Annotated in this window: 23 protein-coding genes; 4 read left to right on the top strand and 19 right to left on the bottom strand. The window is 66.1% G+C overall.

Going from position 1 to position 25,238, the window contains the following annotated elements; all coding sequences use genetic code 11:
* From EYW47_RS17985 to EYW47_RS17930, 12 genes are all read right to left on the bottom strand, one after another.
* A partial coding sequence (locus EYW47_RS17985; protein WP_276322952.1) for an ESPR-type extended signal peptide-containing protein occupies window positions 1-2,280 on the bottom strand: 2,280 nt, incomplete at its 3' end.
* 594 nt (window positions 2,281-2,874) lie between these two features.
* On the bottom strand, window positions 2,875-3,690 hold the full coding sequence (gene pyrF / locus EYW47_RS17980) for an orotidine-5'-phosphate decarboxylase (RefSeq protein WP_133196188.1): 816 nt from the start codon (window positions 3,688-3,690) through the stop codon (window positions 2,875-2,877).
* A 96-nt stretch (window positions 3,691-3,786) separates the two neighbouring features.
* A complete protein-coding gene (locus EYW47_RS17975) occupies window positions 3,787-4,935 on the bottom strand; it encodes an aldose 1-epimerase (protein ID WP_240763772.1) in 1,149 nt (382 codons plus the stop codon).
* Window positions 4,936-5,321: 386 nt separating this feature from the next.
* Window positions 5,322-6,257, bottom strand: a complete 936-nt coding sequence (locus EYW47_RS17970) for an SMP-30/gluconolactonase/LRE family protein (protein ID WP_240763765.1) — start codon at window positions 6,255-6,257, stop codon at window positions 5,322-5,324.
* Window positions 6,254-7,087, bottom strand: coding sequence for an SDR family NAD(P)-dependent oxidoreductase (locus tag EYW47_RS17965; protein WP_133196186.1), 834 nt, complete (start codon window positions 7,085-7,087; stop codon window positions 6,254-6,256). Before EYW47_RS17965 ends, EYW47_RS17970 begins: the two co-directional genes overlap by 4 nt.
* A gap of 19 nt (window positions 7,088-7,106) precedes the next feature.
* On the bottom strand, window positions 7,107-8,144 hold the full coding sequence (araH, locus tag EYW47_RS17960; RefSeq protein WP_133196185.1) for an L-arabinose ABC transporter permease AraH: 1,038 nt from the start codon (window positions 8,142-8,144) through the stop codon (window positions 7,107-7,109).
* A 23-nt stretch (window positions 8,145-8,167) separates the two neighbouring features.
* Entirely contained in the window at window positions 8,168-9,679 is a 1,512-nt protein-coding gene (gene araG, locus EYW47_RS17955; RefSeq protein ID WP_133196184.1) for an L-arabinose ABC transporter ATP-binding protein AraG, read from the bottom strand.
* A 116-nt stretch (window positions 9,680-9,795) separates the two neighbouring features.
* Window positions 9,796-10,797: an arabinose ABC transporter substrate-binding protein gene (locus tag EYW47_RS17950; RefSeq protein WP_133196183.1), complete on the bottom strand. Its 1,002-nt coding sequence runs from the start codon at window positions 10,795-10,797 to the stop codon at window positions 9,796-9,798.
* A 183-nt stretch (window positions 10,798-10,980) separates the two neighbouring features.
* Complete coding sequence (locus EYW47_RS17945) at window positions 10,981-11,760, bottom strand: SDR family oxidoreductase (RefSeq protein WP_133196182.1); 780 nt, start codon at window positions 11,758-11,760, stop codon at window positions 10,981-10,983.
* A complete protein-coding gene (locus tag EYW47_RS17940; protein ID WP_133196181.1) occupies window positions 11,757-12,455 on the bottom strand; it encodes a 2-dehydro-3-deoxy-6-phosphogalactonate aldolase in 699 nt (232 codons plus the stop codon). Before EYW47_RS17940 ends, EYW47_RS17945 begins: the two co-directional genes overlap by 4 nt.
* Before the next feature lie 69 nt (window positions 12,456-12,524).
* Window positions 12,525-13,628 carry a 2-dehydro-3-deoxygalactonokinase gene (locus EYW47_RS17935; protein ID WP_133196180.1) on the bottom strand — a complete coding sequence of 368 codons (1,104 nt, stop codon included), beginning with the start codon at window positions 13,626-13,628 and terminating at the stop codon, window positions 12,525-12,527.
* Window positions 13,625-14,599: an IclR family transcriptional regulator gene (locus EYW47_RS17930; protein ID WP_205710096.1), complete on the bottom strand. Its 975-nt coding sequence runs from the start codon at window positions 14,597-14,599 to the stop codon at window positions 13,625-13,627. Before EYW47_RS17930 ends, EYW47_RS17935 begins: the two co-directional genes overlap by 4 nt.
* Window positions 14,600-15,077: 478 nt before the next feature.
* Between EYW47_RS17930 and EYW47_RS17925 the strand changes: the two genes are divergently transcribed.
* Together EYW47_RS17925 and EYW47_RS17920 are read left to right on the top strand one after the other, a co-directional pair.
* Entirely contained in the window at window positions 15,078-15,428 is a 351-nt protein-coding gene (locus tag EYW47_RS17925) for a type II toxin-antitoxin system RelE/ParE family toxin (RefSeq protein WP_377785255.1), read from the top strand.
* The gene (locus EYW47_RS17920; RefSeq protein WP_043283573.1) at window positions 15,425-15,745 is read left to right on the top strand and encodes a helix-turn-helix domain-containing protein; all 321 of its coding nucleotides are present in this window, start codon (window positions 15,425-15,427) and stop codon (window positions 15,743-15,745) included. The genes EYW47_RS17925 and EYW47_RS17920 overlap by 4 nt, the downstream gene beginning before the upstream one ends.
* 67 nt (window positions 15,746-15,812) lie before the next feature.
* Here EYW47_RS17920 and EYW47_RS17915 read toward each other — a convergent pair whose 3' ends face one another.
* The 3 genes from EYW47_RS17915 to EYW47_RS17905 all read right to left on the bottom strand — a co-directional run bounded on the left by EYW47_RS17915 (window position 15,813) and on the right by EYW47_RS17905 (window position 18,823).
* Window positions 15,813-16,202, bottom strand: coding sequence for a RidA family protein (locus tag EYW47_RS17915; RefSeq protein ID WP_028216230.1), 390 nt, complete (start codon window positions 16,200-16,202; stop codon window positions 15,813-15,815).
* 112 nt (window positions 16,203-16,314) lie between these two features.
* Entirely contained in the window at window positions 16,315-17,784 is a 1,470-nt protein-coding gene (locus EYW47_RS17910; protein WP_133196178.1) for an N-acyl-D-amino-acid deacylase family protein, read from the bottom strand.
* Between the two features lie 70 nt (window positions 17,785-17,854).
* Complete coding sequence (locus EYW47_RS17905) at window positions 17,855-18,823, bottom strand: MurR/RpiR family transcriptional regulator (protein WP_133196177.1); 969 nt, start codon at window positions 18,821-18,823, stop codon at window positions 17,855-17,857.
* 204 nt (window positions 18,824-19,027) lie between these two features.
* On the opposite strand from EYW47_RS17905, the gene EYW47_RS17900 reads away from it, so the two are divergent.
* A complete protein-coding gene (locus EYW47_RS17900) occupies window positions 19,028-20,314 on the top strand; it encodes an amino acid deaminase (RefSeq protein ID WP_133196176.1) in 1,287 nt (428 codons plus the stop codon).
* 104 nt (window positions 20,315-20,418) lie between these two features.
* On the opposite strand, the gene EYW47_RS17895 is transcribed toward EYW47_RS17900, so the two are convergent.
* Entirely contained in the window at window positions 20,419-20,892 is a 474-nt protein-coding gene (locus EYW47_RS17895; protein ID WP_133196175.1) for a MarR family winged helix-turn-helix transcriptional regulator, read from the bottom strand.
* Window positions 20,893-20,996: 104 nt separating this feature from the next.
* Window positions 20,997-22,592, bottom strand: a complete 1,596-nt coding sequence (locus tag EYW47_RS17890; RefSeq protein WP_133196174.1) for an MDR family MFS transporter — start codon at window positions 22,590-22,592, stop codon at window positions 20,997-20,999.
* A 110-nt stretch (window positions 22,593-22,702) separates the two neighbouring features.
* Between EYW47_RS17890 and EYW47_RS17885 the strand changes: the two genes are divergently transcribed.
* A complete protein-coding gene (locus EYW47_RS17885; protein ID WP_133196173.1) occupies window positions 22,703-23,578 on the top strand; it encodes an EcsC family protein in 876 nt (291 codons plus the stop codon).
* Here the strand turns inward: EYW47_RS17885 and EYW47_RS17880 are convergent.
* Both EYW47_RS17880 and EYW47_RS17875 read right to left on the bottom strand, forming a co-directional pair.
* Entirely contained in the window at window positions 23,548-24,582 is a 1,035-nt protein-coding gene (locus EYW47_RS17880) for an alpha/beta hydrolase (protein WP_133196172.1), read from the bottom strand. The genes EYW47_RS17885 and EYW47_RS17880 overlap by 31 nt on opposite strands.
* Window positions 24,583-24,706: 124 nt before the next feature.
* Window positions 24,707-25,141 carry a CHRD domain-containing protein gene (locus tag EYW47_RS17875; RefSeq protein ID WP_133196171.1) on the bottom strand — a complete coding sequence of 145 codons (435 nt, stop codon included), beginning with the start codon at window positions 25,139-25,141 and terminating at the stop codon, window positions 24,707-24,709.
* Window positions 25,142-25,238: the final 97 nt, after the last annotated feature.

The following is a 25,238-nucleotide window of genomic DNA, read 5'->3' as shown; positions in this document are numbered from 1 at the left end:
GATGGTCGTCACGTCGCCCTGCAGCGTCGTCACATCGCCGGCGAGGTTCGTTACGTTGCCCGAGAGGGTCGTCACGTCGCCTGCGAGGTTCGAGACGTTCGTGTTCGTCGCGTACAACTGCGAGCCGTTCACCGCATCCACGCTCGAAGCGTTCACCGCACCGTCCGACACACCCGTCAGCACCCGCGTGCCCACCGTGCCCGTGAAGTCCACGATCATGCCGTCCGTGTCCTTCGCTACGGTGATGTTGCGCGTCGTCTGATTCTGCTGGACGAGGCCGATCGTGCCGTTGTTGATGTTGTTGGTGATCGTCGAGATGTCGGTCGTGTTCTGCGTCACGCGGCCATCGAGGTTCGTGATCGCGCCACCCACGTTGTTGTAGGTGTCGCCACCCACGACGTACGTCGGAGCCGAGATCGAGCCGTCGCCGTTCACCGTCGAGCCGCCACCCAGCGCATCAGCCGTCGAGCTCGCCGCGTTGTACAACTGCGAGCCGTTCACCGCGTCCGCACTGCCGGCGCCGACTGTACCCGCCGTCACACCGGTGATCTTGCCACTACCGCTGTCGTTCACCGTCACGTTGCCGAACTTCGGCGCGTCGGCCAACTGGACATCGACGTTGCCCGAACTGTCCACAACCGTCTTGATGTTGCCGTTGGAGTAGGTCCCGGCAGTACTGGCGCCGCCCTTGATGTTCAACGTGTCGCCCAGTTTTTTCGCTGCCGAGCCGGTGTTGCCGGCAAAGCTCAGCGGAGTGGCAGCCAGCGAAGCGAGCTGGCTGACGTTGACCGCGTCGGCCGGTGCGGAACCCGCGGCTACGTTGGTGATGCGGCGCTCGCTGCCGGAAGCGCCCACCGACACTTCGCCAAACGGCGAGATGCCGGCCAGCGCTGCCGTGCCGGGGTTGTATGCCGATGCAGCCAGATCGGCCGTCGTGGTGCTGCCATCGCCCAACGCAACCGAGTGGCTGGTGCTGGCCACGGCGTTGTAGCCGAGTGCCGTGGAATTGACGCCGGAGGCCTTGCTGGCTGCGCCAAGCGCCACCGCGTTGTCCAGCGATGCGCTGGCGCCGACCCCGGCAGCCAGCGAGTTGGCCCCGCTGGCTTGTGCGTTCGCGCCGAGCGCCATCGCATAGTCAGCGCTTGCCCCGCTGCCCGAACCGATCGCGATGGTGGCTTCGTTGCCTGACGCAACGGCACCCGCGGAGATTGCCACGGAGTTGTGCCCGTTCGCCACGGCATTGGCACCGAGTGCGCTGGCGCCCATTCCCGCTGCGTTGGCTTTCAGACCCAGCGCTGTGGCTGACTGGCCGGTGACCTGAGCCTGGACACCAAGGGCGATGCCATTGGCAGCCGCACCTTGCGCGCCCATGCCCAGCGCAACGCTGTAGGCCTTCGATGCCTGAGCACCTTGCCCCAAGGCCATTGACGATTGAGCGGAAGCCGTCGCATCCATGCCCAGCGCGGTCGCATAGTCCGTGCTGGCCGTGCTGTTGCGGCCGACCGCGATGCTGGACTTGCCTGCCGTGGTGGCATACGGGGCGATCGCCACCGAGTCGTTCCCGCCGGCGTTGGCCTTCGAACCCAGCGCGGTCGCACCCTGCGCTGTGGCATGGCTATTCTCGCCAAATGCTGTCGTGCTGGAGTCAGTGGCCGTGGCGAAGCTACCCAAAGCAGTGCTGTTCGCCGCCGTGGCCTGGGTGTTCATACCAACAGCAGTGCTGTTCGCCGCTGCAGCCTGCGCGCCGTTGCCGACAGCGGTCGAATACTTGGCTGTTGCCAGGGCATTCACACCCAAGGCCATCGCATAGTCTGCATTTGCAAGACTGGCGCGACCGATGGCGACGGTCGCTTCGTTAGTGGTCGTCGCACCAGGCGCAATGGCGACGGAGTCGTGACCGCCGGCATTGGCCTGGGCGCCCAGCGCGGTGGCGCCCTGCCCCGTGGCCGTGGAGCTATCGCCCAGTGCCGTTGCGCTTGGACCCGTTGCCAAAGCTTGATAGCCGACGGCGGTTGCGCCGTTCGCGCCGCTCGCCTGGGCGCTGTAGCCCACCGCCACGTTGGCGCCATTGCCGGCATCGGTGGTGGTGCCGCCCGCCGGCGCCACATACGCAAAGCTCATGCCGGAGAACAGCGCCATGGCCGCACCGGCCACGCCGCTCACTATCGCGGCCTTTCTGCCCTTGCCGCCAGCTTTCTTGCCGCGCGCTGCGGCGTTCTCGCTTGCCGCCACCCAGGCTTTCGAGCTGTCGTTCCAGACTAGCCGATACGTCTTGTTCATTCGCAATCCTTATCAATCTATCAGCGTAAGCAAAACTTTCTCGATATCTGGTTCGGCATTAAACCCAGTTCAGACCGGAATCAAGCTTCATCACCAGCGAACGACTCCCGACGGCGTACCAACCCTTGCCGTTTTCCAACCTGTTAAGGCAATAAGCCGTTCGAATCCCATGACCCAGTATTCATCGCGCTCGCTATCGACCCAATCGGACGATTTCTATTCTGAAATTGCCTCGTGCAGTACCGGCTGCACGCTCAGTCATGCTGCGCAATGTCTGAACAAGGAAGAAACAGGAAAAAGCCGGCCGCGCCAGCAGCGCCGCCGCGAGCCGGAACGACCGATGGATACGCCTGCTGGTGGGAGTGGCAGGGTAGTTTGCGAACATTCACGCAGTGCACACAGGAGCGTATGCATGTGCAGATTGCGATGAAAATCGAACGCTTATAACAGGGGGATAAAACGCATTAGACGATTACCACTAATTTCCGGCGTTGCACCGTCAAATCGTCTTAAAGAAAAATGGCAGTTTCAGGAAAATGTTAGATTTTGGCCGGCGTGCGCGCTAATCGCGCGCCGCCTGGACTTTCCTGAATATCAGCGATATGCGTTGATTTTGTCGCGCGTTTGCTCGGCAGCCTTTGCAGCCGCCTGCGCATAATCCTCGTCCTTGCTCGCATAAATGATCGCGCGCGATGAGTTGATGAGCATGCCCGTGCCGTTGGCCGTGCGGCCGGCCTTCACGGTCGCCTCGACATCGCCGCCTTGCGCGCCAATGCCCGGAATCAGCAGCGGCATGTCGCCAACGAGCGCGCGCACCGTTTCGATTTCCTTCGGAAACGTTGCACCCACCACGAGGCCAAGCTCGCCGCTCGCGTTCCACTTTTGCGCCGCGAGCGACGCCACGACCTGGTAGAGCGGCTTGCCGTCGGTGGTCAGGAACTGCAGGTCGGAGCCGCCGGGGTTCGAGGTGCGGCACAGGACGATCACGCCCTTGCCCTTGTGCGCGAGCCACGGTTCGATGGAGTCGTACCCCATATAGGGATTGACCGTCACCGCGTCGGCCTTGAAGCGCTCGAAGGCTTCGCGCGCGTACTGCTCGGCGGTGCTGCCGATGTCTCCGCGCTTGGCGTCGAGGATCACGGGCAGGCCCGGATGCTTCTCGTGGATATGGGCGATCAGCGCTTCGAGCTGGTCTTCGGCGCGATGCGCGGCGAAATAGGCGATCTGCGGCTTGAACGAGCACGCATAGGGCGCCGTGGCGTCGACGATGTCGCGGCAGAATTCGAAGATCGCGTCGCTGCGGCCCGCCAGCGCCGCCGGGAATTTCGTGGGCTCGGGATCGAGGCCGACGCACAGCAGCGAGCCGGTGCGCTGCCAGGCGGCGTCGAGGGTCTGGATGAAGGAGGTCATGATGAAAACTCGCGGCGAGCCGTTGAAAGGAAAACGGCGCGTATTTTACCCGGCTTGGCTTCTGGCGCCCGGCCGCAAACACCGTGGCGAACAACCTTAGAGCGCCGGGTGCCGTGCGCGCGCACCCTTGGCGCCGCGCGCGCCTGCCCGCCCACGTGCGCCCTGGCGGTGCGGATTCGCCGCTGCGCGCATGTCCATGCGCTCGACCGTGAAGCTGAACGTGCGCACGAGCCGCTCGCCGTGGCCAAGCACGGTCATGCCGTGCGCCCCGCCGCCACCCTCGAGATTGACTGCGTTGATCGGATGATCGACCGGCTCGAAACAGAAGAAGCGCTCGCCGGGCGGCGTGTAGAGCACGTAATAGTCAGTGTTCGCGCAGATCGAGAGCGAGAGCCGGCGCCGCTCCCAGACCACGGCCGCGCGCCCGCTCCAGCCGCTGAAGGCGTGGTTCACCATCTGCGCCGGCAGCGGATACGCCACGCCGAACTGCCATGCGGGCGGCGCGGGCACGTGGCGCACCGGCAGCCAGTCGGCGCCCGACAGCCACAGTCCGCTCGCGGGCGCGGAAAGCTCGGTGCTCGCGTCGCGCGCAAGGAACGGATGAACGCCGAGGCCGAACGGCAGCGCCTCGCGGCCCGTGTTCTCCACTTCGAGCGTCATTGCAAGCGTCGCGCCGTCGAGCGCATAGGTGAGCACCGCGCGATAGGCATAGGGCTCGCCGCCGCTACGGTCGAGCACGAGGCGCACACGCTCCCGGTCGGCGTCTTCGACCACCCAGTGCGCGAGCCATCCATCGCCATGGATCGGCAGCGGCTCGCTCGCACGGTTGCGCGGCACTTCGACGTCGCGCCCGCCAAAGTGAAAGCGCCCCTCGCCGATCCGATTCGAATACGGCAGCAGCGGGTAGCAGGCGAGCTCGTTCGGATCCATGCGCGCGCTCACGCGCTCGCAGCGTCGAAACACGGGTTCGAGCGCGCCTTCGCTGCGCCAGTCGAAGCGCGTGATGCCGCCGCCCAGTTGGGGCGCAACGTCGAGTCTCAAATACGCGTTCGCGAGCGTCACGCAGGACACGTCGCTCGTGCCCACCGCGCCGATCGCCACTGCCGAAGTGCTCGGCCCCGGCATGACCGGGTGAGTGGCGGCCTCGAGGCGCGCACGGCGCGCGGCGGCGGGCGAGGCCGATGATGCAGCCGATGCAGATGAGGCGCCAGGCGGCACGCTTGCGGCGCTCGCGCCTGGGTTCATATTGGAACGGGTGGGTCGACGCACAGCGGAATTCGCAACGCTCATGAGATGCTCCTCGAGAGGCATGTTCGACTGCCGCCGCAACAGGCGGCGCACTGGTGGCCTGCCGGCGTTGTGCTCGCTCATGGTGCTGGCTGTGCACAGACCCGCGGCCGCTTCTTGTGTTCGCCCTTCTCTTTCCGGTCGTTCTGCACGCCCTGGCCATCGCTGGCAAGGCCGCCTGCGCACTTCCGATGGACTGCATCTGTTGCCGTACTACAACGACTTTGCGCGCGCACGCGTGTTGGCGATCTCCGCCACGGCGCGCGCCGCCGCCGGTGGCCACGCGTGCACGCCACCTTGCGAAACGGTTGCAACGCCCTTCATGCAACATCTACTGCACCGCATCAACCGCGCCGATGCCCCTGAAACAGCGGCTCCACAAGGCCCACACGGCCGATTCGGACTGCAAACACGCCGCCGGCCTGCGGCTCTTGCGCGAGCATGGCCTCCTCCATCTCCGCTCGCGCGCTCGTGACATAGAGCATGTCCAGCAGCGCTCCGCCGAGCGTAACGCAGCTTGGCTGCGCTGTGGGAATCTTTACGCGCTCGGTTTCCCGGCCATCGGCGCCGTAGCGCACCACACGCTCGCCGCCCCATTGCGCGTTCCACAGACCGCCTTCGGCATCGACGGTCGAGCCGTCCGGCACGCCGGTCGCATCGGTCAGCACAACGAAGGTACGCTCGTTTGCAATCGTTCCGTTGGCGCCGTAATCGCATGCGCGGATCTCGCGCGTGAGCGAATCGCAGTAGTACATGGTCGAGCCGTCCGGGCTGAACGCGATGCTGTTCGAGATCGCGGGCGCCGGCAGCGGCAAGCGCTCGAGCGTGAGATCGCGATTGAGGCGGTAGAAGCCGCCGATTGCCTGCATCGGCGCTCCTTCGTACTTCGTGCCGAACACGAAGCGGCCCTGGCGGTCGCAACGCCCGTCATTGAGGCGCGTGGGCACGCCGGGCTCGACCTCGACGATGGGTTCGATCGCGCCCGTTTCCAGATCGAAGAACGCAAGCCGCGATTCGAGGCCGAGCAGCAGCGTGCGTTCGTCCTCGCACAGCGCGAAGCACGCGAGACGCTCCGGCATGTCCCAGCTCACGGGCTTGCCGTCGCGCGCGTCGTAGCGCGACAGACGCTTGCCCTCGATATCGGTCCAGTAGAGCCGACCGCTGCGCGCGCACCAGGTCGCGCCTTCGCCCAGCTCGCATTTCGCGTGCACGAGCAGCTCGGCCACCGCTTCCGCCATTGCCTTGTCCTTCGCGCCGTCTCGAGAAGTGCCGTTCGTCATGCCCAGCCTCCATCCACCACGATGTCCTGCGACGTGATCATGCGGCTGTCGTCGGCCGCGAGAAAGAGCGCCATGCGCGCGAGGTCCTCGGGCAGCAACTCGGCGTCGATGCATTGTCCGCGCTTGATGGCCTCGCGGCCCTCGTCGTCGAGCCACAGGCGCCGCTGCTTCTCGGTCATCACCCAGCCTGGGACGAGCGAGTTCACACGGATGCCATAGCGTCCGAGGTCCTTCGCGAGCCCGCGCGTGAGGCCCTGGACCGCCGCCTTGCTCATCGTGTAGACCGGCATTTCCGACTGCTTGAGCATCCAGCTGATCGAGCCCAAATTGATGATCGAGCCCGCGCGTGCGGATTTCATGTCCTCCGCCACGGCCTGCGCGGCGAATAGCTGGTGGCGCAAGTTCACGGCAACGCCTGCGTCGAACGACTCTGGCGTGACTTCCGCCAGCGTGTGGCGGCGGTCATTCGCGGCATTGTTGACGAGCACCTCGATGGGCCCGAGCGCCGCCTTCAGGTCCGCGATGGCCGCGCGCAATGCAGCAATGTCGGTGATATCGCACGACGCGAACACGGGCTTGTGGCGCTGGTTTTCGGAAAAGCGCCCGAGCGAATCGGCGAGCGCCGTGCCCGCGCTCGCGTCGATGTCGAGAAAGCCCACGCGCGCGCCCTGTGCGGCGAAGTGCTCAACGAACGACGCGCCAATGCCGGTCGCGCCGCCCGTGATGAGGACGACACGGTCCGCGAGGCTCGGATAGCGCGCGTAGCGCTCGTGCGCGTGGCGCGCTTGTGCGTCGGCAGGTGTGGCAGATGGAATGGCGGAAGACGACATCGTCAAAGACTCCTCATCTTCAATCACGCGCACCGCGATTCTTCAACTGGTCGAGCAACACCGCCGCGAGCAGGATCGCGCCACGCACGAGGTACTGATAGAACGCATCGATATTGAGCAGGTTCATGACGTTCTCGACCGTGCCCATGATGAGCACGCCGATCACCACGCCCGAGATCGTCGCGCGGCCGCCCAGCAGCGACACGCCGCCCAGCACGCATGCGGAAATCACGTTCAGCTCGAAGCCTTCGGCGGCGTTCGGCTGGCCCGAGGTGATACGCGAGGCAAGAATCACGCCCGCGAGCGCCGTCACCGCGCCCTGGATCAGGAAGATCCACACGCGCGTGCGCTCGACCTTGATGCCGGCGAGGCGCGAGGCTTCCGGATTGCCGCCGATGGCGAGCGTGTTGCGCCCGTACACGGTCTGATTGAGCATCACGCCGAACACGATGAAGCACACGAGCGTGACCCAGATCGGCAACTGCACGCCGAAGAACGACGCCGTGCCCATGGCGATGAAGGTGTCCGAGGACACGCCCACGGCCTGGCCATGCGAGACGATGAAGCCGAGCCCGCGCACGATCTCCATGGTGGCGAGCGTGGTGATCAGCGCATTGATGCGCAGATACGCGATCACCGCGCCGTTCACGAAGCCGATCGCGGCGCCCGCGGCCACCGCGGCGACGATCGCGATGAAGGTGTTGTTCGTGGCGTTGAGCACCATCGCGCAGAGCACGCCCGCGAACGCGACGGTCGAGCCCACGGAAAGGTCGAAGTCGCGCGAGGCGAGGCAGAACATCATCGTGCAGGCCACCATGCCGATCTGCGAGATCGACAGCGCGAGGCCGAGCATGTTCTCGATCGAGAAGAAGTGGTCGACGGTCAGCGACATCGTGATGAACATGATCGCGAAGATCACGATGAGGCTGTAATCGGTGATCAGCTGCCACCACTTCTGCTTGTCGCTGGTGTTGGGAATCAGCGCGTCGGCGGCGCTGTGCGCCACGCTCTTTGCTGCATCGGCGGCGTCGGCCGCCAGGTTCTCTCTGGCTTGCATTTCAGTCACTCCTCCCCGTGCACTCATGCGGCGCTCGCCTGCGCGCCTTGCGGCAGCGCGAGGTCCAGCACCGCGTGTTCGCTCGCCGCGCTGCGCGGCAACTCTCCGGAAATACGGCCTTCGCGCATGACCACGATGCGGTCCGACACGCCAAGCACTTCCGGCAATTCCGATGACACCATCACGATCGCGCAGCCGCGCGCGGCGAGCTGGTAGATCACGTTATAGATCTCATGCTTCGCGCCGACGTCGATGCCGCGCGTGGGCTCGTCGAGAATCACCACCTTCAGATCGGGCTCCGCGAGCCAGCGCGAAAGAATGGCCTTCTGCTGATTGCCGCCCGAGAGAAAGCGGATTTTCTGGCGGCGGCTCGGTGTCTTGATCTTCAGGAGCTTGATGAAGCGGTCGGCCGTTTCAGCCTCTTTCTTGCGGTCGAGAAACATGCCCGCACGCAGGAAGTGGCGACGGCAGCTGATGTTGATGTTCTCCGATACCGTTGCCATCGCAACGATGCCTTGCTCCTTGCGGTCTTCGGGGCACAGCACAATGCCCTGGCGAATCGCGTCGCTGGCGCTCTTCACACGAATGGGCTTGCCGTCGAGCTCGATCTCGCCTGCGCGCCGTTTGTGCGTGCCGTAGATCAGCTGCATGAGCTCGCTGCGGCCCGCGCCCACGAGCCCGAAGAAGCCGACGATCTCGCCCGCCTTCACCTCGAAGCTCGCCGGCTGCGCGAGCGGATGCCCCTCCACGCCACGCACCGCGAAGCGCACCTGGCCGTGCTCGCGCGGCGAATAGTTGTAGATGTCGCTGATCTCGCGCCCCACCATTTCGGCCACGAGCGTCGCGCGCTTCACATCGGCGAGCTGCTCGTGCGAGGCGATCTTGCGGCCGTCGCGGAAGATCGTGCAGGCGCTACAGAGCTCGTAGATCTCGTCCATGCGGTGCGAGATGTAGATGAGCGCGCGGTTGTCGGCGCGCAACTCGCGCACGAGCTTGAAGAGCACTTCGGTCTCGCGGTGCGAGAGCGAACTCGTGGGCTCGTCGAGCGCAATCACGCGCGCATTACGCAGCAGCGCCTTGCAGATTTCCACCATCTGGCGCTGCGCGATGGAGAGCTTGCGCAGCTTCGCAGCGGGATCGAGATCCACGCCCATGGCGGCAAGACGCTCTCGCACGAACTTGCGCGCTTCGCCGCGCCTCACCCAGCCGAAGGCATTGGGCAGCGCACCGAGCAGCAGATTCTCCGCGACCGTGAGGTCGGGAACGTATTGCAGTTCCTGGTGGATCACGGCGATGCCCGCGCCGATCGACGCCGCGGCGTCGGAGAAGCGCACCTCGTTGCCGTCCATCAGGATGCGGCCGGAGTCCGGCTGATACTCGCCGCCGAGTACCTTCAGCAGCGTCGATTTACCCGCGCCGTTCTCGCCCATCAAGCCATGCACTTCGCCCGCGTGCACGTCGAACGACACGCCGCCGAGCGCGCGCACGCCGGGAAACACCTTGCCGATATTGTCAAAACGCAGTGTCGCTGACACTTCGGTTTCCTCTCATTCGGTTCGCCGCGCGCGGCCGGCGCGCTTCGCTCGCGCGCCGGCCGCGTTGCAGCGGGAAACACTTCAAACCACCGCTTTCGCGAGGCGGTTTCTCGCCGTTACTTCGAGGCGAGCCCCATCTGCTCGCGCACCTGGTTCACGTTCTCGCGCGTGGCGAGCATGCCGGTCGTGAGCGTGAGCATCGGCGGCTCCTTGCCTTGCGTGATCCACGCGTACATGAGCTGCGAGGTCTCTTCGCCATGGCGCTTCGGGCTGATGATGACCGTGCCGTAGAAGCCCGTCGGCTCCGGCTTCTTGAACTCGTTCAATGCCGAGTCCGAGCCGCCGATGCCGATGCCGATCATGTTGTCGGCCTTGAAGCCGCGGCCTTCGGCTGCGCGCACGGCGCCCAGCACGGCCTCGTCGTTCAGGCCGTACGCCACCCAGTGCTTGAACTGCGGGTTCTTGGTGAGCGCGATGTTGGCGGCGTTGAAGGCGTTTTCCGTGTCGGTCTTGGCCTGCGGCGCGGCAACGATGTTCGCCTTCGGGAAGCCCGCGGCCACGAGTGCGTCGGTCGCCCCCGTCGTGCGGTCGTGCGCGGTCGGCAACTGCTCGTAGGTCACGTCGATGGCGCCCACGTCCTTCATATCCCAACCGCGCTTCTTGATCTCGGCGGCAATGCCGTCGCCCACCTGCTTGCCGATGTTGTAGGCGGAGATGCCCATGTGCGGCACCGACTCGATCGGCTTGCCCGAGCCGTCGACGAGGCGGTCGTCGACGGTCATCATCTTGAGCTTGTCGGCGCGGGCCTTGGCGACGATGCCCGGCCCGAGCTTCACGTCAGGCGTGCAGATGATGAAGCCTTGCGCCTTTTGCGCGGCGAGGTTGTCGATCGCGCTCATGACCTTCTCGCCCGAAGGCGCACCGATCTTCACGAGTGTGAAGCCATCTTTCTTGGCGGCGATCTCGGCGAACTTCCATTCGTCCTGGAACCACGGCTCTTCGGGCTGCTTCACGAGAAAGCCGATCTTGACCTGGTCGGCGGCCTGGGCGACGGGCGCTTGAGCCAGCACGGCGGTCGTCGCGGCGGCCAACAGCGTGAGGAAAATCCTGCGTTGCATGGTGTCTGTCTCCTGTCTTCTTCAGTCACGGGAAGGTGGCGGCCGCTTTTTCTTCATCCGCCCGCGCGCGGCCAGCGCTGCTGCGAAAGTGCTGCGTATGTTTGTCCTCGTGCTGCTCGGCCCTGCTCTTGTCGTTACTGCTCTCGTTCTTTTTGATTCTTTTGCAGTGCTACTGGAACCGCCTTATTCGTGATGCAACGCGCAGCGCCCGCCATCGATCGTGATGCAGCTCGCGTTGATGAACGGCGCCTCGTCCGATGCGAGAAACACAGCCGTCATCGCGACCTCCTCCGGGCGGCCAATGCGCTTCATCGGCGGCAGCTCGAGCGTCGCGCGGCGCGCCGCCTCGGGGTCGGGCTGCGCGTTCCACCAGTCGTGCGTGAGCTGCGTCTCGATGTAGCCCGGCGCAATCGCGTTCACGCGCACGTTCTTCGGCGCGTACTCGATGCCGAGAGCGCGCGTGAGACCGATCACGCCGTGCTTGGCGACCGGGTACGGAAAGCAGCCCGGAATGATCTGGAACGCGTGCGTCGAGGCGATATTCACGATGCTGCCCGCCCGGCGCTCGACCATGCCCGGCAGCACCGCGCGGCAGCCGTTCCAGACGCCGTCCAGATCGACAGCGAAGCAGCGGCGCCAGTCGTCGTCGGTCATCGTGAGCGGGTCGGCGAACACGTTGATGCCGGCGTTGTTCACCAGCACGTCGACCGGGCCGAACACGCGCTCGGCTTCGGCCACTGCGGCCTGCACCGAAGCGGCACGCGTCACGTCCGTGGGCACGGCGAGCGCGCGTGCGCCGGCCTGCTGCTTCCCGATCTCGTGAGCGGTCGCTTCAGCGCTCGAGCCGTCGAGCTCGGCGAGCACGACCGCCGCACCTTCGGCCGCGAACGCACGCGCAATCGCGGCGCCAATGCCGCGTCCCGCGCCGGTCACGAGCGCCACCTTGCCCGCCAGACGGTTCATGCCCGCGCTCCCTGCGCGCCCGGTGTCGCGCCTTGCGCCGCGCTCCATCCCGCGATGAACGCAAGCGCATTCGCACGCGTTGCCGCCACGTCCTGCCCCGGCTTGTAGAGCGCGGAGCCCAGACCGAACCCGCTCGCACCCGCGGCCAGTTGCGGCCCCATGTTGTCGGGCTTCACGCCGCCCACCGGCAAGAGCGGCACGACGCCGGGAATGACCGCGCGCCACGCCTTGGTCACCTCCGGGCCCAATTGCTCGGCAGGGAACATCTTGAGTGCGTCGGCGCCGCATTTGAGCGCGGCGAACGCTTCAGTCGGCGTCGCCACACCGGGCACGCAGGCGAGGCCTTGCAGCCTGGCCGCGAGGATCACATCGGTGTCCGCGTGCGGCATCACGATCAGCTCGCCGCCGGCGGCCTTCACGTCGCTCACGCGCTGCGTCGTGAGCACCGTGCCCGCGCCGATCATGGCGTCGGCGGGGAGCGCCGCGCGCAGCGCCGCAATGCTCTCGAGCGGCGACGGTGAATTCAGCGGCACCTCGACGACCCTGAAACCCGCCTCGTAGAGCGCGCGGCCATGGTCGGCGGCCTCGGCGGGCTTGATGCCGCGCATGATCGCGATCATCCGGCACGCACCGAACGCAGCCATGAAGCCCTGATGAGGCGTGTACGGGGCGGGCAAATTCAATTCGGGTTCCATCGTGCTAGTCCTGTGGTTTGCATTCCGCGTATTCCGCGTATTCCGCGCGTTCTGTGCGCTTTGTGCCGTTCACGCTGTTTGGCCCGCGCCGACAACCAAGCCCGCGCGCACCGCGATGCGCCACAGGCCGCGCTCGGTCGCCCGGTGCACGATCTGCGCGCCGCCGCAGCCGAACTGCGCGAGCGCGAGGCGATAGCGCTCGCATAGCGCATCGGTGCCGATCAGCCGCGGCGCGCATGCCGCCAGCTCCACGTCGCGGCGTGAGAGCACCGCTTCGAGCCCAGCCAGTTCGTGACCGATCAAGAGGCCCGAGAGGTAATCGGGCTGCTCGTCGGCGGCCAGCTGGTCGGTGAGGCCGAGCGTGCGCGTGCTGAACGCGGTCGCGAGCACACCGGCGCAGCCGTGTTCGCGCGCCACCGTCACGCCGCGCAGGAACGCCGCCGTATCCGGCACGACAGGCCGCTTCATGGTGCGGCCGAGAATCGTGTGCGCCGTGAGCGCCGCGTAGACCTCGCCTGTCATGAAGGTGTAAAAGCGCGCAATGCTCGCCCCTTCCACCACCACCCATTTGGCGTGCGTGCCGGGCAGGCCGATCAGCGCCGTTTGTGCCACTGTTTGTGCCGACACTTGTGCCGCCGTTCTCGCTTCCGCTTGCACCGCCGGTCGACTAGCGTGCGCCGCTTGAGCATCCGCTTGCGCGCCAAGCGCACCGAAGATCTGCGTTTCCTCGCCGCGCATGACGTTGGGCAGCGCGCCAGGCTCGAGCACGCCCGGCACGACGGCCAGCTCAACACCACAAGCCGCGCGCACCTTCACAATGCCGGCGACGAGCGCGTCTTCGCCCGCCGGCGTCTCCACGTACGGCGCGCTCACCCAGCCTTGAGCACTGCCAACCATGCCCGCCGCCAGCACCGGCAACGCACTGGCCTGCGCGAGCCACACGCCGCAGGCCTCGTCGAATGCAGCATCGAAGCCGCCCTCTTCGGCCGGCACCGGCAAATTCATGATCCCGGCCGTCGAAATGCGCGTATCGAGCACCTCGCCCGCCGCGTCGAACAGATACGCGCGCAGCGAAGTCGTGCCCCAGTCGAGCGCGATGAGCGCGGCGCGCTTCTCCCTGGCGGCATCCGCCTTGCCCCGCTCGCGCTGTGCTGCTGCCGTGCGCGCGGTCATCGGCGAATCCTGCGCGCGGCGGGCTGCGGCACGCGCCAGCCGAGTTCCTGCGAGATCGCGCGCGCCTCGCGCTGCACGACCGCAATCAGCTCGTCCATGCGTTCGAGCGGCATGTAGGGAATCGTGCTCGCCACCGAAAGCGCCGCCACGATCGCCCCCGACGCGTCGCGCACCGGCGCGGCCACGCAGCGGATCGAAATTTCGTTTTCCTCGAGATCGAACGTGTAGCCACCGGCCGAGTACGTGGCCATGCGCTTGAGGAAGGTATCGGGATCGAGGTTGTGGTCGGGGCGGAAGCTCACGCCCGCGAGCGCGCGCCGCGACGCCTCGAACAAGTCGCGCCAGGATTGCGGCGCGAGATCGAGCATCATCGCCTTGCCGATGCCCGTGGACGCGAGCGGCATGCGGTGCCCCACGCGCGAGCGCATTTCGAGGCCGCGCTGGCCGGGGATCTTGTCGATGTAAAGCACGTCGTCGCCGTCGCGCACGCCCAGGTGGATCGTGTCGAGCGTCGCCTCGGCGAGCGCTTCGAGGTGCGTGCGCGCCACCGCCGTGAGCGGCATCTGCTCGAGGGCAATCGTGCCGAGCTCGATGAGCTTGGGCCCGAGCAGATAGCCGCCCTGCACCTGGCGCAGGTAGCGCGCCTGCACGAGGCTCGATACGAGCCGGTGCGTGGTGCTGCGCGTCGTGCCGAGCACCGCGCCGAACGAGCGCAGATCGCGCACGCCGGCAGCGGCGGCTTCGAGGATGGCGAGGCCGCGCAAGAGCGTCTGCGTGCCAGCTTGCGCCGAGCCGTCGAGCAGCGCACCCGGCAGGCCGACGATCTCGTCGGCGCCGGAACGTGTTTTGGCTTGCGGCTGCGTGCGGCCGGCGGCAGGCGCCGCCGGCGCGTGCGCGGCGGACTCAGCGGCTGGTGTGGCGTCGGCGCTCTCGAAGCGCTCGGCGAGATTCGGGGACATCGCTTTGTTCATGGCGAGGCCGATCAAAAAGACGGAAATAAGCGCAAGGCGTCAAACAACAGCCTGCGGGCCATGGTTCGGATAGCAAGGGCGCGCTTTCGCGCTTGAGGGCGGACGGCACGAGGCCGCGCACTTCGCGGGCTGGAACATGGCTGACGTCTCCGATTGCTGCCCGCTGCAGCGCGCGTCTCGCGCGATCGTGGGCTTTTGTATGAGTGCAGCCGACTGCGCTTTGCGCGCTTGTCTGATGCGCATGGCGCGTCATGTCGGATGGATCGGATTGTAGGGCGGTTTTTCCGCGATCTCCAATATGTGACTGCTCGTTCAAATATTGGGAATTCCACCCCTTGGCCGGATGGCTAACGGGGCCTGGAAACGCGCTGAGCGTTGATGTAATCGGGGGCGCAAAGCCACGTGCATTCAGAAACTTGAGCCATATCACTCCCGGCGTGCACCGGGCGGCTCAAACCTCTGGAGGGCATATAAGATCTTGTATAACATCAGCGATGTCAAGCCGTTGGAGTTTTGCGGCAGTGCGCTAGCCGATCTCAAGCGTTTTCCCGAGAAGGCTCGGCGCGAAGCGGGGCGTCAACTGCGCCGCATCCAGCACGGGCTCGATCCGCACGACTGGAAACCCATGAATCCCGTGGGCCCTGGTGTGCGCGAGATTCGCATTCGCGACGAGCACGGCGCGTTTCGCGTGCTCTACGCGGCAAGCATTCGCAATGCCATCCATGTGCTGCACTGCTTCAGGAAGAAGACGGAAAAGACGGCGTTTACCGACCTTTCGCTTGCCAGGCAGCGTTACCGCGCAGCCCTGATACAGGAGTCCGTACCGTGAAAATTCAACAATTCGACAGTGTCTGGGACGCCATCGAAGATACGCCCGAAGCCGCGCAAAACATGACGCTGCGCAGCGACCTGATGATTGCACTCGAGGAATACATCAAGCGCAACAAGATGAGCCAAGCGCAAGCGGCCCAGCTTTTCGGCGTGACGCAGCCGCGCGTGTCCGATCTCGTGCGCGGCAAGATCGAGCTCTTCTCTCTCGACTCGCTCATCAACATGGCTGTGGCCGCCGGCATGAAGATCGAGCTGCGCATCACGCAAGGCACGCCACGCGGCGGCGACGCGAATAAAAAAACGGCCGCCAGATAGTCCGGCAGCCGTTTCTCTCAACCTTCGCGAGACGCTCTCACGCCCCTGCGCCAACCTTGGCCAGCCTTTACTTCCCGGCCGGCGCCTTGTACGCGACGCAATCGACCTCGACCTTGCAGTCGACCACCATGCTCGACTGCACGCAGGCGCGCGCCGGCGGATGCTCACCGAAGTATTCGCGGAACACCTTGTTGAACGACTGGAAGTCACGCGCGTCGTCGAGCCATACGCCACAGCGCACCACGTGCTCCGCGCCGTAGCCGGCTTCCTTCAGGATCGCGAAAAGATTCTGGATGGCCTTGTGCGACTGCTCGACGATACCGCCGTTGATCACCTCGCCGCCTTCCATCGGCGTCTGGCCCGAGACGTACAGCCAGCCGTCGGCTTCCACCGCGCGCGCGAACGGCAGATGTTGTCCGCCCTGGCCCTTGCCGCCTTCCGCTCCAATTCGTTTCATCGTTTGCTCCCTTGAGTTCGTGCGGCGCATGCGGCTTCGCGGCTGACGCCGGATACCGCGCACGCCTGGGGGTCGAAATAGTGTGTGAGTAAAAAAACCTGACGCGCTTTACTTAGAAGACCTGTGCATCGCGCGTGCCCCGCGCGACGAAGTGGCCCGCGCGCTCGCCCGTCGGCTGACCGTCGCGGTACGAGAGCACGCCGTTCACCCACACTGCGTCGATGCCTTCCGCCACCTGCTGCGGCTTCTCGAAGGTCGCGGCGTCGCGCACCTTCGCCGGGTCGAACAGCACGAGGTCGGCGTGCCAGCCCACATGCACCTCGCCGCGCTGCGTGAGGCCGAAGCGCCGCGCCGACAAGCCCGTCATCTTGCGCACGGCCTCTTCGAGCGGCAGCAGCGCCACGTCGCGCGCGTAGTGACCCAGCACGCGTGGGAACGCGCCCCACAGGCGCGGGTGCGGCAGCGGGTCGTTCGGCAGGCCGTCCGAGCCCACCATGGTCGCGGGATGCGAGAGGATGCGGCGCACGTCGTCCTCGGACATGTTGTGATAGACCGCGCCCGCCGGCTGCAAGCGCCTGCCGGCCTCCTGCTGCGAGACGCCCCATTCGGCCGCGATGTCCTTGATGAGCTTGCCCGCCTGCTCGGGATGCGGCGTCGACCACGTGATCGTGATGTCGATGTCGCCCGTCACCTGCTTGAGGTCGAGCGTGGACGAGCTGCGGCTGTACGGATAGCAGTCGCAGCCCACCGGCTGATACTTGCGCGCGCCATCGAGCGACGCGAGCACTTCCGTGCTGCGTCCCCAGTTCGACGGGCCCGCGCACTTCAGATGCGAAATGACGACCGGCACGCGCGCGTGCTTGCCGATGTGATACGCCTCGTCCATCGCTTCGAGGATGGCGTCGAATTCGGTGCGCATGTGCGTCGTGTAGAGCGCGCCGGCGGCAGCGAGCGGCTCGGCGAGCGACGCGACTTCCTCGGTCGAGGCCGCGAAGGCGTTGCCATAGGCGAGCCCGGTGGAGAGCCCGAGCGCACCGTGCGCGAGCGCTTCTTCGAGCTGCGCGCGCATCGCTGCGATCTCGTCGCCGGTGGCGGCGCGCTTGAGATCGTCCATGTGGTTGTTGCGCAGCGCCGTATGGCCAATGAGCGCACCCACGTTCACCGCGGGCCGCGCCGCATTCACGGCATCGACATAGGCCGCGAAGGTCGGATACTGGAACGCATCGCGCTCGCCGAGCAGATTCATCGGATCGGGGGGCTCATCCTTGAGCGACACCGGCGAAGCGCTGATCCCGCAATTGCCGACGATCACCGTCGTCACCCCCTGGCTGATCTTCGGCAGCATCTGCGGAGAGCGGATCACGTGCGTGTCGTCGTGCGTGTGAACGTCGATGAAACCCGGCGCGAGCGCGCGCCCGTTGGCCTCGATCACCTCCTCCGCGAGCCAGTTCGACAGATTGCCGATGGCGGCGATGCGACCGTCGCGCAGCGCGACATCGCGCTCGACGCTCGGCGCGCCCGTGCCGTCGTAGAGCGTGGTGCCGACTATCAGGGTGTCGGCAGCTTCCGGATGCGAATGCATGGCTTGTTCTCCTGTCGATCCGGAGTGTGTGCTCCGGTCCCGTCCAATGTTGTCAATCTGCTCAATCTGCTCAATCGCCGAGCGGTTGGCGCTCTCCGCCGCGCCCAGCAATACCGCGATGCGTGTCGAGCGTGAGCTTCATGCGGCGCAGCAATTCGCGGCTCGCTTCGGGCTGAGCGAGCGCGAGCTCCGTCACGAGCACATCGAGCGCCATCATCATCGCGTAACGCGATGACGACGGCTTGTAAATGAAATCGGTCTCGCTCGCGACGATCGGCACGAGCCAGTCGGCGAGCGCGGCAAGCGGCGACGCCGGCGCGGTGAGCGCGATCAGCTTCGCGCCATAGTCGCGTGCGATGCGGCACGCATCGAGCAGCTCAGGCACGCGCCCTGTCACGGAAAGCGCGACCACCACGCAATCGGGCGAGAGCGTGCTCGCGACCATGCGCTGCAGCAGGCTGTCCTGATAGGACGCCACGGGCCGGCCGAGGCGCACGAGGCGAAAGCGCATCTCGTCGGCGAGCGCGCTGGAGCCGCCACCCATGCCGAACACGTAGATCATGCGCGCCTGTGCGAGCGCAGCGGTGACCTCGGCGAACGGCGCCTGGCGCAGCAGCTCGTGGTTGCGCGCGAGCGCGACATGGATTTCATCGTAGACGCGCGTGGCCAGCGCGTCCTCGGACGGCGCCTGCGCGCCTTCTGCGGCACGACGCTTGCCTCGCCCGCTCTTGCCCGCGCGAGAGTTGCCGCCATCATCCGGCGCGGCGCGCAAGAAGCGCTCGCCCACGGCCGCGGCCTGAGCAAGCCGCAGCTTGAGCTCGCGCACGTCGTGGCAACCCACCGCCTTCGCAAAGCGCGTGACGGAGGCCACGCTCACGCCCGCGCGCCGCGCCAGCTCGCCGATGCTCGCGCGCGCGGCGGCGGCGAGGTCGTCGAGGATCAAGGCGGCGACATCGCGCTCGGCCGGACGCAGATCCGGCACGCATTGCGCGATTCGGGCAACGATATCGAAACGACCCGGTTCGGCGGCGGAATTCATGAAGGGCGCGAAGTGCTTAACGTAGGGCTCAACTTAGGGCTCAGGGCAGCAAGCGGATGAACAAGCGGCGAAGCTCTGTTAATAAATAACATTTCCCGAAGAGATGGTACTTTGTGTACTATCTCCGAGTCAACGCCGAACCTGCGATGCACGCGCAGTTCCCTTGCAGGCAGGCGCAACGGAGAGTAGATGGAGCGAACGGAAATGAAAGTTACAAACTATCAGAGTGCGACGATCGACCCGAGCAGCAAGGGCCTCGGCAACCTGCCGGGCGCAAGCGTGCCGCTGGCAGACGCGGCGCGCCTCGAGTGGAATCTGCTCGCCGAAGACGTGAGCCTGCCGGCGGCTGTCCTCTACGCCGATCGCGTCGAGCATAACCTCAAATGGATGCAGGAGTTCGTCACGCGCTACGGCGTGAAGCTCGCACCGCACGGCAAGACCACGATGGCGCCGCAGCTGTTTCGCCGCCAGATCGAAACGGGCGCGTGGGGCATCACGCTTGCCACGGCGCACCAGACACGCGCCGCGTATCGCGGCGGCATCACGCGCGTGCTGATGGCGAACCAGCTCGTGGGCCGCCACAACATGGCCATCATCGCCGAGTTGCTGAGCGATCCCGACTTCGAGTTCTTCTGCCTCGTGGATTCGGTGGAAGGCGTCGAGCAGCTCGGCGAATTCTTCCGCGCCTCGCGGCGCACGCTGCAGGTGCTGCTCGAACTGGGCGTGCCGCGCGGGCGCACCGGCGTGCGCGATGCTGACACCCGCCGCGCCGTGCTCGACGCGATCGCGCGCTATCCCGACTCGCTCAAGCTCGCGGGCGTGGAAATCTACGAGGGCGTCCTCAAGGAAGAAAGCGAAGTGCGCACCTTCTTGCGCGACGCCCTCAACGTCACCGAGGAACTCGCCGCGGCGGGCAAGTTTGCTCGCTCGCCTGCACTGCTCTCGGGCGCGGGATCGGCATGGTACGACGTGGTCGCCGAGGAATTCGCGAAGGCCACGCAGGCGGGCACGATCGACGTCGTGCTGCGCCCAGGCTGCTATCTCACCCACGACGTGGGCGTCTACAAGCAGGCGCAGTCGGAGATCCTCACGCGCAATCCGGTCGCGCGCGAGATGGGCGTGGCGCTCCTGCCGGCGCTGCAGCTGTGGGCCTGTGTGCAGTCGATTCCGGAGCCGGGCCGCGCGATCGTCGGCTTCGGCAAGCGCGACGCCGCGTTCGATGCGGGCTTTCCGGAGCCGACCCGCCACTATCGTCCTTCGACCGGCGCAGGCAGCATGCCGCGCGAGATCGCCGCAAGCGAGGGCTGGGAAATCTTCCAGATGATGGATCAGCACGCCTATCTGCAGATCCCGGCCGGCGCGGACATCAAGGTCGGCGACATGATCGGCTTCGACATCTCGCACCCCTGCCTCACGTTCGACAAGTGGCGCCAGGTGCTGATGGTCGACGCTCAGTATCGCGTGACGGAAGTGATCGAAACGTTCTTCTGATCGCTCTGCCGTTCGATCGACGGCGTATGCCATGCGGATGCATACCGGCCAGGCGCTTGCAGCCTGGCCGTGCTCCATCCGCTTCCTTCTCCGCGGCGCGCTTCTTACGTCCCGTCCTTCGCTTCGGCGCTCGCGGCCGTCCCGGCTTGCGCAGCCACCGCCACGCCGATGCGCTCCTCCATCATCCGCAACGCCCCCGAAAGCGCGGTGAGCGCGTCATCGGGCAGCGACATGGTCTGGTTCAGGAAATCGTTGCGCCGCGGCAGGCCCGCTTCGACGGCCTCGTGTCCCGCCGGCGTGAGCTGGACGTTGGTGATGCGGTTGTCGCGCGCGTCCGTGCTGCGCGCGATCCAGCCGAGCGACTCCAGCAGCTTCAGTTGCCGCGTGAGCGCGCCCGGATCCACGCGCAGACGCTCGACGAGCCGCTTCTGCGACGACTCGCCGTTCTGTTCATGCAGCGCGAGCAAAATGCGCCAGCGCGGCAACGGGTGCCCCACTTGCGCCTCGAACGCCGACATGAACGTGCGATAAGTGCGCCCGAATTGCTGGACGATGGCGATGCGGTCCTGTGTTTCCATGCTGTGTCTTCCTGCCTGTCTTCCTGTCTCTGGCAGCGTGCCTTGCCTGCCTCACTGCCTTGTTCTGCATATCGGGCGTTGACCGCGCGACGCGGCATTCACGCTCAGTCGGCGTGGATCACGGTCTCGACCTTGCGCTGCAGCTTGATGGGCGGCACGCGCCGCGTCTGCCAGATCGACACGACCGCGATTACCGCTGCCACCGCAATACCCAGATGAATCGCGCCCACCAGCGCCTCGCGCGCGGCTTCCAGCAGCGGCGCGCCATTGTGCCCGGCCTTTGCCAGTTCGCCAACGAGCGCGTGCTGTGCATCGCGATTGATGAGAATCTGCGGATCGGAGAGCTGGGCGAACCAGTGCGTCGCATGGTCGGCATCCAGCGCCTTCTTCACGCCGCTCGTGTAAAGCTGCGTGACCATCGTGCCGGTCAGCGCCGTGCCCATCATCCCGCCGATCATGCGCAGCGATTGCAGCAGCGCCGTGGCAATGCCCAGATGCTCGCGGCCCGCGGTCTGCTGCGCGAACACCGTGAGATTGGGCATCACGAAGCCAAGCCCGACGCCGCCCACGATCATGACCGCCATCAGCAGCGCGCGCGGCGTGTTGTGTGAGGCGAGCGCGACCGCGAAGCACGCGAACGCGAGCATCGAGAAGCCGATGTAGAGCATCAGGTTCGGGTTGCGGATGCGCGAGACGATGCGCCCGTTCGCGATGCTGCCGATCGTGATGAACACGACGAGCGGCGTGATGACCATGCCCGCCTCGTTCGGCGTCATGCCGAAGCCGCCCTGGAACAGCAGTGGTGCATAGAACAGCAGCGAGAACATCGTGAAGCCGCCCAGCACCGCCAGCTTGAAGAGCGCATTGAGGCTCGCATTGCGGAACATGTCGACGGGCAGGATCGCCTGCGGGCAGCGCCGCTCCCAGTGCCAGAGCGCCCAGCCCGCGGCCCCGGCCAGCGCGAGCAGGCCGAGCGCGGAAAACGTGACGCCGTGCTCCGGCAGCCGCTCGACGAATAGCTGCAGGCTGCCGAGCGTCACGGCGATGAGCAGCGCGCCGGGCCAGTCGAGCTGCATGCGCTCCTTGTGCGCCACGTGGCGCAGGTGCGGCAGATAGCGCCAGACAAAGACGAGCGAAAGCAGCCCCACCGGCAGATTCACATAGAACACCGAACGCCAGCCCCAATACTGCGTGAGAAAGCCGCCGAGCGAAGGCCCCACCGCATTGGCGATGCCGAACGCCGAGCTGATCAGCACCTGCCATTTCAGGCGCACGACCGAATCGGGAAAGAGATCGGGGATACAGGCGAACGCGGTGCCCACCAGCATGCCGCCGCCGATGCCCTGCAGGCCGCGCGCGAGCACGAGGAACATCATGCTGTTGGCCGCGCCGCACAGCACCGAGGCGCCGGTGAAGACGACGATCGACGCGATCACGAACGGCTTGCGCCCGTAATAATCGCCGAGGCGTCCGAAAATGGGGACGGTGATGACCGAGGCCAGCAGATAGGACGTGGCGACCCACGCGTAAAGCTCGAAGCCGCGCAGTTCGGCGACGATGGTCGGCAACGCGGTGCCAACGACGGTCTGGTCCAGCGCAACCAGCATGGTCACGAAGGAGACGCCGAGCATCGCCATCAGCGACTCCCGGAACGGCAGCACCTGCCCGCTTGAGTGATGGGCGCCAGTATGGACGGCCATTTTTTGATCCCGCAACGATTGATACGTCAAAGAATTGAAATCATAGCACGGTGCGATCCTCTACACTGGGCGTCGAGCGGCGTCTGCCGAACCGTTTTCCCGGGAGATTTATGGGGTCATATAGCGATTTTTCCGAAGCCGATCTTGCCACGCTCAAGCTCGCGAAGCACGAGCTGGAAACGCCGCCGCTCGGCATGAAGCTCGCCGCGATCGTGGGCGCGCCGGTCGAGAAGCTGATCGCAAAACTGCCCACCGCGGCGAACGACAAGGTCAACGACGCGACCCAGGCGGCATTGCGCAAATGCCTGCGGATTGCGCTCAAGACACTCGGCAAACAGGGCGAGGGCGCGCTGGAGATCGCCGCTGCGGGTACCCCTTCAACGTCAACGGCGGCGGCGGGTTCGAAGCAACGTGCGAAGCCGAGCAACCTGCTGCACAAGTTCGCGGTCGCCACGACGGGCGCGGCGGGTGGTGCGTTCGGCCTGTTCGCGCTGCCGGTCGAGTTGCCCGTCACGACGACGCTGATGTTCCGCTCGATCTGCGATATCGCGCGCAGCGAAGGCGAGGACCTCGCGAGCGCCGACACCCAGCTCCAATGCCTGACCGTATTCGGCATGGGCGGACATTCGGCCGCCGACGACGAAGCCGACTTTGGCTACTTCATCGTGCGAGGCGCACTTGCGCAAGCGGTCTCGAAAGCGTCAGCGGAGATGGCGACCAAGGGCTTCGCCGCGCACGGCTCGACCGCGTTGCTCAAGCTCATGCAGACCGTGGCCGCGCGCTTTTCCGTGCAAGTCAGCGAGCAGGTGGCCGCGAAGTCGATTCCGGCCATCGGTGCGGTGCTCGGCGCCATGGTGAACACGGTGTTCATCGATCACTTCCAGAACGTCGCGCACGGCCATTTCACCGTGCGCAGGCTCGAGCGCCGCTATGGCGAGGCCGCGGTGCACGCGGCCTACGACGGGATCGACATTGCGCTCGATTGAGCCGCGCGATGGGCATTCGACTGCGCGTCTGGCCCGGGTCCCGCCTGCACGTGCACGGATCGCTGCGCGCGGGCGCTGTCGTCGGCCGTCGTCACGCGCTTCACGAAGTGCGCGGAGTCGTCGAGCGCGCGCCGCGCTTCGGGCATGAACGGCGCGTAAATCGGCCAGACATGCGGCAGATCGCGCTCGATCCCGCACTCGACGCTCACGCCTGCCGCACGGGCGCGCTCCGCGACCCGACGCGTATCGTCGAGCAGCGTCTCGGTGCTGCCCGCCAGCATGAAGAGCGGCGGCAAGCCGTGGAAATCGGCGTAAAGCGGCGAGGCATAGGGATCGGTCGCGCTCGCCGCGCCCAGGTAAAGCGGCGCAACGCGCGCGAACACGTCACCGCAGAACATCGGGTCGCGACCGTCGTTTTCGTGAATCGACGCGCCAGTGACCGCCAGGTCGGTCCATGGCGAATAGAGCACGGCGCCGGCGGGCAGCGGATCGCCGGCGTCGCGCAGTGCAACGAGCGTGGCCAGCGCGAGCCCGCCGCCCGCCGAGTCGCCCGCGATCACGAGCGACTCGGCGGGCGCGCCATCGGCCAGCAAGCGCCGGTACGCGGCGAGTGCGTCGTCGAGCGCCGCCGGGAACGGATGCTCGGGCGCGAGACGATAGTCGAGCGAAAAGAGGTCAGCCTCGGCGCGCATGGCGAGGCCGAACGCGATCGCACGGTGCGTCTTCGGCGAGCAGAAGTAGTAACCGCCGCCATGCAGATAGAGGATCGCGCGCGGCGCCCCGCCTTCGCGCACGAGCCATTCGCCGCTCAATGGAGCATCGGAGGCGTCCGGAGCACCGGCAACGCGATACTGCTCGCGCAATTGCCAACCCTTGGGTACCTGAGGCAGCCACACGCGCTTCGCGGTTTGCGCGCGCACACGTGCGACGTCGACCGGTCCGCGCGTTGCCGGCAGAAAGCGGCGGCGCAAGAACCAGCATATCAACCTGCCTTGCAGACTCATGGGGTATGGGCTCCTCGCACCGCGCTTTGCCTTCAGACGCGCCGCAATCGACATGAAGCGCGTGCGCGCGCTCATGAAGCACTCACGCGGCGCTCAACCCTGGCGATGCACAACCCGCCGGTGCTCAATTCGCCGGGAGCACCTGGCCGCGAATCTCGCCAGACGGGTTCTTTTGCGTATGAACGTTGAAATACCACTGCCCAGCCATCAGATCGGTAACCTGTTTTTCGTTGAGGGTTGCGGAACCCTTGATCGGGCTGGCGAGTTCACCCTTGGGAATCCCCACCTGCACGTCTGCGTTCTGGCCGACCGGCGCGGGGCCGTGGAAATGCGCGGCCATCACCGGGCCCGACAGGCCCTCGTAAGTGATGGTCCAGTTCAGCGATTTCGTGGATGTGTCAAACGTCGCATTGAGCATGCCGTGTCCCTGGCTCACACGCGGCGGCACTTCGCTGGAAGGTTCGAGATCGGCCTTCAGCGCGACGGTGTCGGCGAACGCGGCGCTGGAAGCAAGGACACACAGAGCGAGAGCAAACTGCAGCGGACGAAGCGCTTTCATGGGTTTTCTCCGTTTGTTGTGACGCGCTGCACCATCTGGCAACAGCCGCCTCGCCACATGCTAGAGCAAATCCGATAAAGGCGTCCGATACGACATG

This window comes from Paraburkholderia silviterrae (assembly GCF_004353915.1).
In the GTDB taxonomy this organism is placed as follows: domain Bacteria; phylum Pseudomonadota; class Gammaproteobacteria; order Burkholderiales; family Burkholderiaceae; genus Paraburkholderia; species Paraburkholderia silviterrae.
Note: the sequence above shows the minus strand (reverse complement) of the source record. Positions and strands in the feature narration are given on the sequence as shown.